Annotated in this window: 15 protein-coding genes; all 15 read right to left on the bottom strand. The window is 60.7% G+C overall.

The window, feature by feature from the left end; genetic code table 11:
* Window positions 1-876: a type IVB secretion system protein IcmH/DotU gene (gene icmH, locus ACP7EE_RS03990; RefSeq protein ID WP_426203316.1), complete on the bottom strand. Its 876-nt coding sequence runs from the start codon at window positions 874-876 to the stop codon at window positions 1-3.
* A 5-nt stretch (window positions 877-881) separates the two neighbouring features.
* On the bottom strand, window positions 882-2,213 hold the full coding sequence (tssK, locus tag ACP7EE_RS03985; protein WP_420649288.1) for a type VI secretion system baseplate subunit TssK: 1,332 nt from the start codon (window positions 2,211-2,213) through the stop codon (window positions 882-884).
* A gap of 2 nt (window positions 2,214-2,215) precedes the next feature.
* Window positions 2,216-2,716 (bottom strand): type VI secretion system lipoprotein TssJ, encoded by a 501-nt coding sequence (gene tssJ / locus ACP7EE_RS03980; RefSeq protein WP_420649289.1) that lies wholly within the window; start codon window positions 2,714-2,716, stop codon window positions 2,216-2,218.
* A 5-nt stretch (window positions 2,717-2,721) separates the two neighbouring features.
* Complete coding sequence (tagH, locus tag ACP7EE_RS03975; protein WP_420649290.1) at window positions 2,722-3,918, bottom strand: type VI secretion system-associated FHA domain protein TagH; 1,197 nt, start codon at window positions 3,916-3,918, stop codon at window positions 2,722-2,724.
* A gap of 18 nt (window positions 3,919-3,936) precedes the next feature.
* On the bottom strand, window positions 3,937-4,077 hold the full coding sequence (locus ACP7EE_RS03970) for a hypothetical protein (protein WP_003229566.1): 141 nt from the start codon (window positions 4,075-4,077) through the stop codon (window positions 3,937-3,939).
* A 279-nt stretch (window positions 4,078-4,356) separates the two neighbouring features.
* Window positions 4,357-5,877, bottom strand: coding sequence for a sigma-54 interaction domain-containing protein (locus ACP7EE_RS03965; protein WP_426233638.1), 1,521 nt, complete (start codon window positions 5,875-5,877; stop codon window positions 4,357-4,359).
* Window positions 5,878-5,887: 10 nt separating this feature from the next.
* Window positions 5,888-8,545 (bottom strand): type VI secretion system ATPase TssH, encoded by a 2,658-nt coding sequence (tssH, locus tag ACP7EE_RS03960; protein ID WP_426233636.1) that lies wholly within the window; start codon window positions 8,543-8,545, stop codon window positions 5,888-5,890.
* An 11-nt stretch (window positions 8,546-8,556) separates the two neighbouring features.
* Window positions 8,557-9,564 (bottom strand): type VI secretion system baseplate subunit TssG, encoded by a 1,008-nt coding sequence (gene tssG / locus ACP7EE_RS03955; protein ID WP_426233634.1) that lies wholly within the window; start codon window positions 9,562-9,564, stop codon window positions 8,557-8,559.
* Window positions 9,528-11,315 carry a type VI secretion system baseplate subunit TssF gene (tssF, locus tag ACP7EE_RS03950; protein WP_420649294.1) on the bottom strand — a complete coding sequence of 596 codons (1,788 nt, stop codon included), beginning with the start codon at window positions 11,313-11,315 and terminating at the stop codon, window positions 9,528-9,530. The genes tssG and tssF overlap by 37 nt, the downstream gene beginning before the upstream one ends.
* Window positions 11,316-11,342: 27 nt before the next feature.
* A complete protein-coding gene (locus tag ACP7EE_RS03945) occupies window positions 11,343-11,795 on the bottom strand; it encodes a hypothetical protein (RefSeq protein WP_426233632.1) in 453 nt (150 codons plus the stop codon).
* Between the two features lie 62 nt (window positions 11,796-11,857).
* The gene (locus ACP7EE_RS03940; RefSeq protein WP_426233630.1) at window positions 11,858-12,241 is read right to left on the bottom strand and encodes a hypothetical protein; all 384 of its coding nucleotides are present in this window, start codon (window positions 12,239-12,241) and stop codon (window positions 11,858-11,860) included.
* Window positions 12,238-12,591 carry a hypothetical protein gene (locus tag ACP7EE_RS03935; RefSeq protein WP_426233628.1) on the bottom strand — a complete coding sequence of 118 codons (354 nt, stop codon included), beginning with the start codon at window positions 12,589-12,591 and terminating at the stop codon, window positions 12,238-12,240. Before ACP7EE_RS03935 ends, ACP7EE_RS03940 begins: the two co-directional genes overlap by 4 nt.
* Window positions 12,591-12,983, bottom strand: coding sequence for a hypothetical protein (locus tag ACP7EE_RS03930; RefSeq protein ID WP_426233626.1), 393 nt, complete (start codon window positions 12,981-12,983; stop codon window positions 12,591-12,593). Before ACP7EE_RS03930 ends, ACP7EE_RS03935 begins: the two co-directional genes overlap by 1 nt.
* The gene (locus ACP7EE_RS03925) at window positions 12,983-13,393 is read right to left on the bottom strand and encodes a hypothetical protein (RefSeq protein WP_426233624.1); all 411 of its coding nucleotides are present in this window, start codon (window positions 13,391-13,393) and stop codon (window positions 12,983-12,985) included. Before ACP7EE_RS03925 ends, ACP7EE_RS03930 begins: the two co-directional genes overlap by 1 nt.
* Window positions 13,390-13,674 (bottom strand): hypothetical protein, encoded by a 285-nt coding sequence (locus ACP7EE_RS03920; protein WP_426233622.1) that lies wholly within the window; start codon window positions 13,672-13,674, stop codon window positions 13,390-13,392. The genes ACP7EE_RS03925 and ACP7EE_RS03920 overlap by 4 nt, the downstream gene beginning before the upstream one ends.
* Window positions 13,675-13,726 lie beyond the last annotated feature (52 nt).

The following is a 13,726-nucleotide window of genomic DNA, read 5'->3' as shown; positions in this document are numbered from 1 at the left end:
TTACGGCTGCGACTGCGGCTGAACCGCGGCCGGATCAAGCGGCTGATATGGTTGCAGAACGGTTTCGCGCTGCTCGCCCAAGACCCAGGCGAAGCCCGAATACATCACCACCAGGCAGACGAGGGTGAACAGCACCACCATCCACGCCGGCACGATGCGCACCAGACTGCGGCGCTGATCGTTAAGGCCTTCCCAGTGCGGCGACAACTCGCGCGGCACGTCGCCACGCAACTGACGGATCTGCCGGTAGAGAGCATCACGGATGCCTTCGAGTTCGAGCATGCCGCGCGCCTGCACCCGGTACTTGCCCTCGAAACCGAGGGACAGGCACAGGTACATCAATTCCAGCATCGGCAGGTGCTTGACCGGGTTTTTCGACAAGCGATCCAGCAGCTGGAAGAACTTCTCGCCACCGAAGGTTTCGTTGTGGAAGCTGCTGAGCAGGCTCATCTGCGACCACTCGCTTTCGTTGCCCCACGGCGTGGTCACGACAGCTTCATCGACCACGGTGCACAGCACGTATCGCGCGGCCATCACCTGGCTGCTTTCGGCGCCGTTGTGCAGCGCGCGCACTTCAAACAGCTTGAGGCCGGCGGTCAGACGCTCGTTGAGCGCGTACAGGTCTTCGCGGGTTTCGCTGTGCTTGAGCCGCACCACTTCCGAGAGCAGTTCGGAAGATGCGGCCACCAGCGAATTGAGGCTGATGTTGAACGCTTCGGCCGGACGCAGGCGCGCGGCGTAGATCATGCGTTCTTCCAGTTGCTCGAAACGCGGCGGCGCGGCGAAGTCGGTCAGCGGACTCGACGCCGGGCCGTGGCCCTGACGGTCGAGCAGGACGGTTTTGTCGTCCTGGTTGTGTTCCATGTCCTTGATCATGTCGGTCAGTTCCTGATGGCCCAGAATTTCAGTTCAAGCTCGGCAAATTCGCCCGACACGTGGAACGCGAAGCCGCCGGAGCGCTCGAGTTGTGCCAGGTCTTCGGAACTGAGTTCGAGGATGAAATAGGTTTTGTTCGAGTGGAACGCGATCTGCCGCGGGGCCACCGGCAACGGTTTGACCTTGATCCCCGGCAAGTGCAGGTTGACCAGTTGGCGGATGCGCTCCACCGGGCCGACCTTGAGGTGCGCCGGCAAGCGGTGGCGCAGTTCTTCGGAGTCGCAGTTGGCACTGGCTGCCAGCACGAAAGAAGCCGAGCCAAGCAGTTTGTGGTCGTGCAACGGCGATACGATGATGCCGTACTGACGCGCTTGCAGGACCAGCTCGATGGCGTGCTGTTCGAGCACCATCGACAGTACCTGACGGATCGACTCCATCAGTTTGCGGAAGCTTGCGCCCTGGTCCGCGTGGGAATAGCGGCTGTCCAGACGCGGGCGTTTGCTGTCGCTGGAGAAGGTCGCCAGATCGCCAAGCATGGTCAGCAGCGTGCGGTACAACTCTTCCGGATGCACTTGCTCCAGACCGAGGTAATGGCGCAACAGCAGTTCGGTGCGGTTGATCAGTTGCAGCATCATGAAGTCGCCGACTTCAGCACCGCCGACCTTGCCGTTCGAACGAATGCGCTCGGCAATCGTGTCGCCACGGTGACCGAGCATGCTGATCACTTCTTTCAGGCACGACAGCAGGTAGCTGGAGGCGTGGGCCTGAATGTAGGTCGGCACGAAATCCGGATCGAGGCTGATCACGCCGTCGGGCGTGGTGTCGAGCACGTCGCAGATCTTCAGCTTCACGTAGGCCTGATCGCTCTGCTGCTCGCCGAGCAACAGTTTGAAGTCTGGACGTCCGCAGCTGACCTGGCTGGCGGAATCGTCGCCGGCGTTGGAGTCAGCCACCTCGGCGTCGTACGCGGTGTAACGCGCGAGCACGTCGGATTGCTCCGGGCGGCGCGACTCGATGTGGTTGCCGGTGACCAATGGCAGCGCCAGATAGATCGGCGTGTTACCGGTGTTCGGCGGCACGTCGAGCGCCAGCGGTTCGGTGTTGCCACCGAGTTCGAACAGGCTGCCGTCCGGCAGAATCCCCGAGGCGCCACTGATCACCAGTTTGCCCATGTTGAGGAACTGCAGGTCGATCTCCAGATTAAGAAAACCCCAGGTGTAGCCACCCAGCAACTTGGTGCGGGTTTTCATCTGGTGATCGTAATAGCGATCGTTGTGCTGGAAGTGCTGCGGACGCAGCAGCATGCCTTCCTGCCAAATGACTTTATGGGTATTCATGATCAGTCATCCGCCTTGGCGAGCACTTCATGGGTGTTGCGAATGCCGGCCTGATCCAGCGTCACATCCGCATCGGTGGCTTCCAGCGGAGTGATCTGGATCGTGTAGCGCCACTTGGTTTCCGGCAGGTCGCGGTAGGCGGCGAGGATGCCGACGTAACGGCTGCCCTCCTCCACGCTGAGCTTCATTTCCACAGTTTCGCCCGGGCGCAGTTCGATTTCTTCGCTGGCCACCAGATCCGGGTTCAAGGATTCCTTGGCGCGCTCGTAGAGGCTGAAGAAATCAGCATTCTCGAAAGTCACCGGGTGCTTGAGTTCGAACAGGCGCACGACGATTGGCGAAGGGCGGCCGTTGAGATCCGGGTTGAGCTGATCGCTACCGGTCAGCTTCAGATTGAGCTTGGTCACTTTCGAGTACGGCGACAGCGACGAGCAACCGGCGAGCAGCACCAGCACGGTGAGCGCAGTCAGCGTCTTGATAAAAGCGGTCGAGCGGCGAGACATGCGCATCATCCTTGGTGGTCGGTGTGGAGGGTGGAGATCAGGCGGATCTGTTCTTCGTAGGCCTGAGCGAAGTCGCGCGCCAACAGGCGTTCGCTCCAGTCATCGTCCTGACGCAGTGCCTGGTGATAACGGCCGTACGCTCTCCAGCGGCTGCCGGACGTCGCGAGTAAAGGCTTGTTGTCGCGCTCGAAACGCAGGGTCAGTTGTTGCGGCGAGAAGTGCTCCAGCGTGCCACGCACTGCCGCGCGGCTGGCCGTCAGCAATGCCACCTGATGCGCCTGCAAATCGCGGAACGCCCGGGATATCGCTTGCTCGGCCGGCAAGTGACCCGGCTTGCTTGGCTGCAACAGGATGTCCAGCGCTTCGCTCGGATCGACGGCGAATTTCAGTGGATTCTTGTTGGTGCCTTGCACCGTGGTCTGCGCCAGTCGCAACTCGTTTTTCAGCTCGGAACGGGTGCGCAGGCTCTGCTGCAAACCGCCGATGCTTTGGCGCAGCAGACGTGCAGCGTTCAGCGCCATGGCTTCGCGTTCGTCGTGGCTGAGGTTCTTCAGATTCACCCCCAGCGCGGCGCCGAAGTGCTCCCAGAAACCTTCGCTCTGACGCTCGACGGCTTTCGGCGCCGGCGCGGGTGCAGGCTCTGCGGGCGCGTCGATCAGCTCCGGCACCATCAGGCTTTCCATGTCGATACGCGCGTAGTCGGCACGCTGACGGGAATCTTCGGGTTTGGCAGTCGGCGCCAGCAGCTCGTCGATTTCCGAGTACACGCGCTCCTGCTGATCCATGGCATTCAACGGATCGAGATCCAGAAACGCGTCGTCCGGAATGATGCTGCCGGCGGCGCGCGGACGCCCGGCTTCACCGTCGAATGTCGCCGGGTCGCGCACCAGTCGCGCACGAATCTCGAAGTCGCCGAGCACGTAAGTGCTGCCGTGCTCGATGCGTACCGGCTCGCCCTTGTGCAGGCGCGCGCCGCTGCCGCCGTCCTGAATCCCGTTGCTGCTGGCATCGGTCAGGAAGAACGTACCTTCGCGATAGCTGACAATCGCGTGGTGGTTGGACAGATGCCGCTTGCGATCAGGGATGATCCAGTCGCAGTCCTCGCCCCGCCCGATTACGCCGCCGGCCTGTTTGAAGGTCTTCTGGCACAACTCGGTGGGCACGAACTGCTTGGTGTTCAGCATTTCGAAAACCAATTCCATGTTTGATGCTCCTTGCGGTCACTTGCCGCGATTGACCGCCTGCGGATCACCCAACGGGCGATAATCGTTGTCGTTGAATTTGTAATTGCCGCTACAGCCGCCGAGGCCGCATAGAACGACAAGGGTCAGCAGGACGGCGTGCCAGTGACGAACAGACATCAGAGGGTCTCCAGGGCTAGACAAAGCACAAAGCGCCGACCCTTGCGGGCGGCGCTGAAATAAGTATTTGAAGGAGGCGCGAAGGCTCTACATCGAGCCATTGCGCCAAACCAATGTGGCGAGGGAGCTTGCTCCCGCTGGGCTGCGAAGCGGCCCCAAGACCTGCGATCCGATCGGTGCAGGAAACCCGAGTTACCCCGATTGCGACTGCTGCGCAGCCGAGCGGGAGCAAGCTCCCTCGCCACAGGGGAATTGCTCACCTTCAGATAGGTTTTCAGATCAACCATCGAAGTCACCCAGGTTGATGTTCAAGCGGCCGAGCCGGTACAGCAGGGTGCGCCGGGGCAGGCCCAGTTCGCGGGCGGCGAGGGTCTGGTTGCCGTCGTTCTTGCGCAGGCAATCGAGTAGCAGACTGCGTTCGACCTGCTCCATGCGTTCGCGCAGATTGAGGCTGCTGTTGTCCTCGAACATCGGTTCCATGTGCAGCGAGAAATGCTCGGCGAGCAACTCGCCGCCTTCGCACAACAACACCGCGCGTTCGACCAGACCTTTGAGTTCGCGCACGTTGCCGGGGAAGGTGTAACTGGACAGATGCTCCAGCGCCTCTTCGGACCAACGCACCGGGTCACGCTGCAAAAACGCGCAAGCCTTGTCGGCGAAGTGCCGCGCCAGATCGAGAATGTCGCCTTCGCGCTGACGCAGGGCCGGCAGTACGATCGGGAATTGCGCGAGACGGTAGTACAAGTCCTCGCGGAATTTGCCTTCGCTGACCAGCACCGACAGATCACGGTGAGTGGCGGCGATGATGCGCACGTCGATCTTGTGCGTGTCGTTGGAACCCAGCGGACGGATCTCGCCTTCCTGCAACACGCGGAGCAATTTGGCTTGCAGCGACAGCGGCATATCACCGATTTCATCCAGCAACAAAGTGCCGCCGTTAGCTGCATCAAACAGCCCGGCACGATCACGGTCGGCACCGGTGAAGGCACCTTTGCGATAGCCGAACAGCTCGCTTTCCAGCAGGTTTTCCGGGAACGCCGCGCAGTTCTGCACGATGAATGCCTGCGAGCGACGCGGGCCGCAATCGTGAATCGCCCGCGCCACGACTTCCTTGCCGGTGCCGGTTTCGCCACGCAACAGCACGGTGTACGGGCTGTGCAGGACTTTGCTGATCAGCGAATAGGTCTGGCGCATCGCCGGACTTCTGCCGATCAATCCATAACCGCTGGCGCTCGGCACGCTGTGCGAGGCTGGCCGCGAATCGCCCGTTGGCTGACGCAGGCGTTGCAGCAAATGCAGTTGGCCGAGCACGAAAGAACCCAGTTGCCCAAGGGAATCGGCAAAACCTTGCAGGTCGATGTCACGATGACTCGCGCACAGCAGCAAGCCTTCGACCGACTTCTGCTGATTGACCAGCGGCACACACAGCAGCGACTGCCACGGCAAAACCGCCGCCGGCAGGAAACTGGTTTCGTGCACGCTGCCGCTCAACTCGCTGAGGCAGACCACGCGGTTCTGGCACAGAGCAAACTGCAGCAATTGCTCACCGTTGTAGTCTGCCGGCAGGCTCGCCGATCCGCGCGGTTGTAGCTGGCCACCGAGACACTCGGCATTCATCCCCAGGCAGGTGTGCGTGGCGTCGAGCAGATACAGCTGCGTCAATTCGCAACCGCTGAGCTCGGCCAGACCGCGCACGAATTCACCCAGCAACGCAGCATCGTCCGCCGCCCGCGACAGGCTGGCGAACTGCGCCAGCAAGGCTTCGGCGTAGGCCAGTGGCTGCGGCACTCGAGTGAACATCACACCCACCTCAGGCGAACTCGCACATCACGCTGGCGTCGCCGTCGAGCGTGGCGTGCACGCGCTTGAGGCTTTCACCGGTGGCCATCGCATCGAGCAAGCGGTCGGCTACCAACGGCAGCACGTGCTGATCGAGCAAATGGTCGATCAGGCGCGCACCGCTATCGCTTTGGGTGCAGCGCTCGGACAGGTGATCGACAAGGTTCTGGCACCAGGTGAATTCCAGCTGACGACGATTCAGACGCTCGCCGAGACGGCCGAGTTTGATCTCGATCAGCTCGCGCAATACCGGGCCACCGACCGGGTAGTACGGCACCACTTTCATCCGCGCCAACAGCGCCGGTTTGAAGTGTTTGCTGAGTACCGGGCGGATGGTTTCTTCGAGCACTTCGGCGGTCGGCCGCGCGCCGTTTTCGCAGAGGTCGCTGATGCGGTCGCTGCCGAGGTTGGAGGTCATCAGGATCAGCGTGTTGCGGAAGTCGATCTCGCGCCCTTCGCCGTCGTTGGCCACGCCTTTGTCGAAGATCTGGTAGAACAGGTTGAGCACGTCCGGATCAGCCTTTTCGACTTCGTCGAGCAGCACCACCGAGTACGGTTTCTGCCGCACGGCTTCGGTGAGCATGCCGCCCTCGCCATAACCGACGTAGCCCGGCGGTGCGCCGATCAGGCGCGAAACGGTGTGCTTCTCCTGGAATTCGGACATGTTGATGGTGGTGATGAAACGATCACCGCCGTACAGCAAGTCAGCCAGCGCCAGCGCGGTTTCGGTCTTGCCGACGCCGCTCGGGCCGACCAGCAGGAACACGCCAACCGGCGCGTCAGGCTTGTTCAGGCCAGCAGCCGTGGCGCGCATCGAGCGATCCAGAGCGTGTACCGCTTGTTCCTGACCACGAATGCGTGTGCGCAGATCGGTGGCGAAACTGGCGACCTTGGCGTTGTGCTCGCGGGCCAGTTGCGCCAATGGCACGCCGGTCCAGGCACTGATCACTTCGGCCACCAGTCGCGGGCAGACTTCGAAGCTGACCAGACGTTCTTTGACTTGAGCGGCAGTCAGGGCGCTGTGGGTTTCGTTGAGCTGAGCTTCCAGCGCTGCCACGCTTTGGGTTTCGTCGACTTCGGCAGCGTGGGTTTCAATCACCGTGCCTTCGGCGTCTTCTTCAACGGTGACCGTCGGCTCGACGGCGGCGGCTTCACGCGCCTTGGCCAGTTGCTGACGCAGATCCAGCAAGCGCTCGGCCAGGGCCTTTTGCTCGGTCCACAGGGCTTCCAGTGCGACCATTTCGTCTTCGGCTTCTTCCAGCCGCGCTTCCAGTGCATCCAGCGCTTCGTGGTCGATCAGCAGACCGGCTTCCGCATCGCGACGCAGCGCCTGACGCTGACGGCCGCCTTCAGCCAGTTCGCCACGCAGACGCTCCAGGCTTTCCGGGGCGGCGGCGAGGCTGATGCGCACTCGGGCGCACGCGGTGTCGAGCACGTCGACGGCTTTGTCCGGCAGTTGCCGACCGGCCAGATAACGCGCGGACAGTTCAGCAGCCGCAACCACCGCGTCATCACGCAGGTAGATGCCGTGGCTCTTCTCGTAGACCTGAGCCAGGCCACGCAGAATGGTCACTGCTTCGCTGACGGTCGGTTCGTGCAATTGCACCGGTTGGAAACGACGGGCCAGCGCCGGGTCTTTCTCGAAGTATTTCTTGTACTCGGCCCAGGTGGTGGCGGCGATGGTGCGCAGTTCGCCACGCGCCAGTGCCGGCTTCAACAGGTTGGCCGCGTCGGAACCGCCGGCATTGCCGCCCGCGCCGATCAGCGTATGCGCTTCGTCGATGAACAGGATGATCGGCTTCGGCGAAGCTTTGACCTCGTCGATCACGCCTTTCAGACGTCGTTCGAATTCACCTTTGACGCTGGCGCCGGCCTGCAACAGGCCCATATCCAGCGACAACAGCTCAACGCCCTTGAGCACTTGTGGCACTTCACCGGCAGCGATGCGCGAAGCCAGGCCTTCGACGATGGCGGTCTTACCGACACCGGCTTCACCGACCACGATCGGGTTGTTTTTGCGGCGACGCGCAAGGATGTCGACCATCTGGCGGATCGCGCCATCGCGGCACAGCACCGGGTCGAGTTTGCCGTCACGCGCCTGTTGAGTCAGGTTGTGGGTGAAGCGCTCGAGCAGCGATTCGCCCTGCGCTGCCGGCTTGCCGTTGCCAGCCGATTGCGGCTGTTGCGACAAGGCAAATTCCTTCAGGCGATCAATGTTCAGCTTGGCCAGCAGCGGCTGGTAACGGCTGCCCGCGTAACGCATCGGGTTGCGCAGCAGCGCGAGGATCAGCGCGGCGTCTTCGACCTGGGTCTGTCCCAGTTCGAGGTTGGCCACCAGCAGCGCGTCTTGCAGCCACTGCACCAGCTCCGGGGCGAACACCGGGTTGCGCGAAGCGCTGTGTTCAACCCGCGATTGCAGGGCGGCGCTCAGTTCACCAGCGTCGACGTCGGCATCTTGCAGCGCGCGCGTGAGCAGTCCGTTCGGACGCTCGAGCAAGCCCAGCAGCATGTCTTCAACCAGAATCTTGCTGCCGCCACGGGCGACGCAACGCTCGGCCGAACGCTCCAGATCACGACGGGTTTCGGCGTCCAGCGCCTGAATGAGTTGTTGCAGGTCTACGTTGATCATGGCTCACGTCCTTAATGAATTTTGCTGCCCAGGGTCACCACGCCGTCCGCTTTCTCGCGGCCCAGCCAACTGGTCCAGCCGAGGCGACAGGCGTTCTGCTCACCGATGCGCAGTTCGCGGATTTCTTCCTGGCGCAGCACCAGGCGAATGTCGTAATCGAGCGGGTCACGCAAGGTGAACCGCACCAGCGCGCACAGCGGCTGGTAACCAAAACCGATCGGCAGGAATTCGTGAAAACGTTGCCAGTCGAGTTGGGTGATGTGAATGCGGAATTTGCCGCTGCGGTCGCGCACTTGCTCGCCGAGCACCAGGTCTTCGCCGAGCACGCTGTTGTCGCGGCCCAAACGATTGCGCTGCTCTTCGAGAATGTCGACGCGGCGCTCGATGCACTGCTCGATGACCAGGTCTTCGTGCTTGAAGTAGTAACGCAACACGGCTTCGATCAACGCCGCCGAGTGCGCGCGCAAGCTGAGCAAACCGAGGTACGGCAGCAGGCGTTTCCAGTTGAGTTCCTTGGCCTTGCGAATCTCTTCGCCGCCGAGGCCGATCAACGCAAACAGCTGCGACGAGAACGGGTCGATTGCACCGCTCTGGAAGCTCGCGCGATAGCGATACTTGCGCCAGATCGGCAGCATCAAACGTTGCAGGCGATGGTGGAACAGGTCGAGAAAGTTGCGCGTCGGGTTGCCGTCTTCGCTATCGCCCAAGGCCTGTTCGCCGTAGAACGCCGGCAGCGGCGAACCGGAACCGACCAGACCGATCAGGTTGAAACGCACGCGCGCGCGCAACTGCCCGTGTTCTTCGAAAAACTGCACGCGATCGACGTCGCTGCGCGGAAATCCGAGGCTCGGGTTGGCCTGGAACTCGACCTGATCGTAGAGATCGTCTTCGCTCAGGTGCGGGTGTGCATCGCGCAGCCGATCGATGACCAGCAGCACGGCCTGAAACAGCGAGTACTCGCGTATTACCCGGGTCAGCCCGCTTAAAGCAGGGGCTGCAGGCCCATACGTGGTGTCCATTGGTACACCTCTCCCTGTGTGCTTTTTACCCGCAGCTCGTGAAACGAATTGAGACTGGCGTAAAGCGCGAAAAACTCGTTAAGAACCGAAGCGAAAACGAACAGGTCGCCTTCGCCGATATACCCTTCCGGGTCGATGGTCAGTTCGGTGCGCAAACCGCGCACCGGCAAACCACGGTGCAGCCGATCGACGTGATGATGTTTGATGTGCTTGAGCCCGCCGAGCAGGCGCTTGCTGACTTTCTCCGCGTGCTGGTCGTAATAGCGCGGCAGGTCGTAGGTTTCGAGAATCACCTTCAACGCATTGACGTCGGCCAGCGACAGATAGTTAAGCGACATGTTGCTGATCAGCTTCCACAGGAAGTCACGGTTCAGCGGCGGCGCAAAACTTGAAGTGGCTGGCGTGATGTTGCGGAAACTCAAGAACTCCGGGGTGTCTTCGCAGGCCATGCAGATGTCGCCGAGCTTGAGCTTGCGCGGCAGGTTCTGGTTGGTGCAGGTCAGCTCGATCGACAGGGTTTCGTGAGCCTCGGTGTGGCGGATGCCGAAGCTCAGGTAGGTGTCGAGGCCGTCGTGCAGCAGGGACGAACGCTGGCGAATGCTGTAGTGCGGACGGCTGTTGGGCACGTCGAAACTCGGGTCGTGCTCGAAGGATTCGAACGGTACGTAATCCTGATAGCCGAGACCACCGGGCTTCCAGCCAGTCACGGTTTCCACCGAGAACACGCCGCAGTTTTCCAGATCGTATTCAGCTGGCAGCAGCAGGTATTCATCCTGTTTGCCATCGAGGCGAATCGGCAGCGCGTCGTGTTCGAACAGGTTGACGATCGGCGTGCAGAACAGCTTCACGTTATCCAGCGTCGGACGCATGCGCATGATGCCGCTCTTGCGAATGTCGAAGCGTATTTCCAGGCCGCGCATCTGCTTGAGCGTGTCTTCCGGCAGCGCCTTAAGGATGTCCAGACCGTGCACATCGACGAACAGGAACTTGTCCTGGAAGGCGAAATATTCCTGCAGGTAGCGATAGCCACGGAAGGTGTTCAGCGGATACGGGATCAACGCTTCTTCTTCGGCAAAGCCCACCGGTTTGACCTTGTCACCGGAGATCTTGAACGCCATCGGCTTGCCACCGACGCCGTCGATCGGCTTGCCGGCGCCGTCGAGCGGGATCAGCTCAATGCCTTCGAGGTTGCGCAACAGGCTCAGGTAAAGCATCTGGCTGATGTAGCGCTCGCCAGCGAAGTGCAGGCGCAGTTTGCTCAGTTCCAGTTCGCCTAGGTGGCCGTCGGCGGTCATGTCCAGACGCAGGCTCAGCAGCGAACCGTCGCCCTTCACCGAGTACACCAGCCCGGCCAGTTCCAGCGGCAGGACTTCGGTCGGGTAGCAGGTGCGGAAGCGGCAACGCACGTCTTCAATCGGCACGCTTTCAATCGGCGTATCACGCTCGACCCGCAGCGCCGGCCCGGAACGCTTGAGCGGATCGAACTGCAGAATGCTGAACGCCGGCAGCGGACGCATGTAGTTCGGCCAGAGCAATTGCATCAGCGAATGGCTGAGCTCCGGCAGCTCGTCATCGAGTTTCTGACGCAGACGCCCGGTCAGAAACGCAAAGCCCTCGAGCAACCGCTCCACATCCGGATCCCGCCCGGCCTGGCCCAGAAACGGCGCCAACGCCGGACTACGCTCGGCGAAACGGCGACCGAGTTGGCGCAGAGCGGTGAGTTCGCTTTGGTAGTAGTGGTTAAAGGACACGGGTTACCTGCCTGGTAGTGGAACTCATCAAAAAAATATCCTGTAGACCGCGACCGTTGCTGCGGCACACACGTAACCGCCGATGAGTAGGTAAGGCACAATCATGATCAGGCCGAACGCCATATAGGCGTCTTGAGACTGCCCAGCGATCAAACAGCACACGCCATAAATCACCCATGGCACGATGTAAAAGGGGATGAACTTCACGGGCGCCCACCAGACCATCCGCAGCGCTTGTTGCTCGGTTCTGCTTTTCGCGGATCGAGACATCCAGAGCGCAAACCCCAAAAGCCCGGGAATACCCCACCACAACAGGAATTCCCAATAGGTATGGGATGAATCGTACGTCGTGTACAAGCCACTCCACAGGTCGTAGGAAGAAATCGCGAGCACCACCAACAATGGCCACCACAAGGCGACCATGAAGTAGCTCAGTTGCGCGCGACTGAGCTTGGGCATCTCATCCGCTGCGTCGATCATTGGCGAGCCTCCATCCTCAGCTCGGCAAACCGACAGCACCATTGTCTGGCAAGAGCGAAATCTCACTGAATCTGCCCTCCCTTGCTCGCGGTGATCGGCACGTACGAGTCGATGAAGAGGTATTCACCGTCGGAAGCACTGACACGGTTCATCGTCAACGGTTGGCCATCGTGGGTGGCGAAGCGCACCCAGCCTTGTTTGACGAGACTGCCGTCCTCTGAGCGCACCTCAATGAAGTAGTCCGGCGGCATCGACCGGGTAATTTCGATGAAGTCGCCACCGTCCTCGGCACCACGCCACACCGCGTCGGGGTAACTGGGCAATACCGGTGTTTTCGAGTGACTCCAGCTCAACCTGATCGCGACCGTCACGACCGCGATGATGGCTAATGCTCCGATCAGACTCAGTAGATGGTTGAGCCATTTCCACACCCGCTGCCACGTCATGGTGCGCACCAGGTACGCACATCACGCTTGTCGAAACCCACGCATCGATTGTTTTTGCCGATCACCCGGTAAGCGTTTTCGGGGGTGTAAGCAAAATGGTAGTAGTTGACCCGATCCTCACCGTAGAGCCAGTAGGACGAGGAGCCTTGATTGATTTCGTAAGGCTCGAACACCCAGATCGACGACTCTGTCGGGAGGAAGTTGGCGCGATCCATGAGCAACATCAAGGCGTTGGAAAAAACCGGTGTGGCAAGCACTACGCCCGCCAACAACAACCCCATCAGCCCTGCGAAGCTGGCGATCAGGCTCGGAGTCAACACGAGAGACGAAAGTGTTCGACGTTTGTGCATCACGATTGAACCACTCCCTGTTCCCTGCGCAGGCGGACAAGGGCTGCATTCAAGAGGTGACTCAGCACAATCGCGGCCATCGTCAAACCGCCCGCCAGCGCGCAGTACGCCATGCCACGAACGGGGTACTGCGGGAGCATGTAAAACAGGATCGCCAGCATCATGAAGATCGCCACACCAAACTTGATGGCGAGGCGATTGATGAAGACCAGGACAAGATTCAGAAAAACGAAAAAGTAAAAAATGAGGTACATGCCCATACCGATGGCTACGCCACGGGAGGTCAGTCCGCCCACGAGCTGCTTGTAGACCGGCACGGCGAAGTTGTTGAGGACGATGTAGAGCACGCAGGCAAGCGCATGCACGGCCAATCCAATGAGTCGGGTACCCATCAGTTTTCTATCACTTTATAGGGGGTATTACTGATCACGCTGTTGGCCCAATGCTCTTTCCAGCCTGGAAGCGACCACGTGAATGTTCGATCAGCCTTGTTGAAATCAATCCACGTCACGCCGACGACCTTCTCGTCCTCGTAGTCGCGCATATACAGCGACTCACTGATCATCAGCGGCGTGCGGTAGGTGTGATCGGGGTCTTTCAGGTCGATCAATCTGAGATAGAGCATGCCGGATGCACCGATCATCCAACTGGTCGGTACCACTTCGAACCGGTAATCGCCGGAAGGACTTGAGGTCACCAGGGACGGGGCACGCGTCAATTCGCCGATCACGACGATCGCTGGCAGTAATAACGCCATGGCCAGGAAGACGCCAACCACCTTCGCGCACTTACGCATGTTCATGGCTGGCCACACGCTGGAATATTCCAGCCCTCGTAACCTGTCGCTGTCGGGTAGATCGCGTGACCGTATACCCACTGCGAGCGCTCATCGGTGGTGAACTCGTTCTGCCAGAGCAACCATTCCGACGACTTCAACAACGTGCCGTCTTTGGCGTAAACCCGGAAGAACGCTTCGCTGGCGAACAACTTCGCAATGCTTCCCGCGACGCCAAGCGCCGAATACTGCGGAATGTAGGACTGGATGTAGCACGTTCCGGATTCGTTCCAGGTCGTGGAGTACACGTGAGCAAGCCGTGCCGCCGTCGTTTTCACGTAACAGGCAAAAGACACCAAT

The organism is Pseudomonas sp. TWP3-2, from assembly GCF_049897765.1.
Taxonomy (GTDB): domain Bacteria; phylum Pseudomonadota; class Gammaproteobacteria; order Pseudomonadales; family Pseudomonadaceae; genus Aquipseudomonas.
The sequence above is the reverse complement of the archived record's forward strand: the minus strand, read 5'-3'. Positions and strand labels throughout refer to the sequence as shown.

What these genes read in the sequence shown, in the direction of transcription:
- icmH (WP_426203316.1), bottom strand. Translation starts at nt 876, where the DNA reads ATGATCAAGGACATGGAACACAACCAGGACGACAAAACCGTCCTGCTC.
- tssK (WP_420649288.1), bottom strand. Translation starts at nt 2,213, where the DNA reads ATGAATACCCATAAAGTCATTTGGCAGGAAGGCATGCTGCTGCGTCCG.
- tssJ (WP_420649289.1), bottom strand. Translation starts at nt 2,716, where the DNA reads ATGTCTCGCCGCTCGACCGCTTTTATCAAGACGCTGACTGCGCTCACC.
- tagH (WP_420649290.1), bottom strand. Translation starts at nt 3,918, where the DNA reads ATGGAATTGGTTTTCGAAATGCTGAACACCAAGCAGTTCGTGCCCACC.
- ACP7EE_RS03970 (WP_003229566.1), bottom strand. Translation starts at nt 4,077, where the DNA reads ATGTCTGTTCGTCACTGGCACGCCGTCCTGCTGACCCTTGTCGTTCTA.
- ACP7EE_RS03965 (WP_426233638.1), bottom strand. Translation starts at nt 5,877, where the DNA reads ATGTTCACTCGAGTGCCGCAGCCACTGGCCTACGCCGAAGCCTTGCTG.
- tssH (WP_426233636.1), bottom strand. Translation starts at nt 8,545, where the DNA reads ATGATCAACGTAGACCTGCAACAACTCATTCAGGCGCTGGACGCCGAA.
- tssG (WP_426233634.1), bottom strand. Translation starts at nt 9,564, where the DNA reads ATGGACACCACGTATGGGCCTGCAGCCCCTGCTTTAAGCGGGCTGACC.
- ACP7EE_RS03945 (WP_426233632.1), bottom strand. Translation starts at nt 11,795, where the DNA reads ATGATCGACGCAGCGGATGAGATGCCCAAGCTCAGTCGCGCGCAACTG.
- ACP7EE_RS03940 (WP_426233630.1), bottom strand. Translation starts at nt 12,241, where the DNA reads ATGACGTGGCAGCGGGTGTGGAAATGGCTCAACCATCTACTGAGTCTG.
- ACP7EE_RS03935 (WP_426233628.1), bottom strand. Translation starts at nt 12,591, where the DNA reads ATGCACAAACGTCGAACACTTTCGTCTCTCGTGTTGACTCCGAGCCTG.
- ACP7EE_RS03930 (WP_426233626.1), bottom strand. Translation starts at nt 12,983, where the DNA reads ATGGGTACCCGACTCATTGGATTGGCCGTGCATGCGCTTGCCTGCGTG.
- ACP7EE_RS03925 (WP_426233624.1), bottom strand. Translation starts at nt 13,393, where the DNA reads ATGAACATGCGTAAGTGCGCGAAGGTGGTTGGCGTCTTCCTGGCCATG.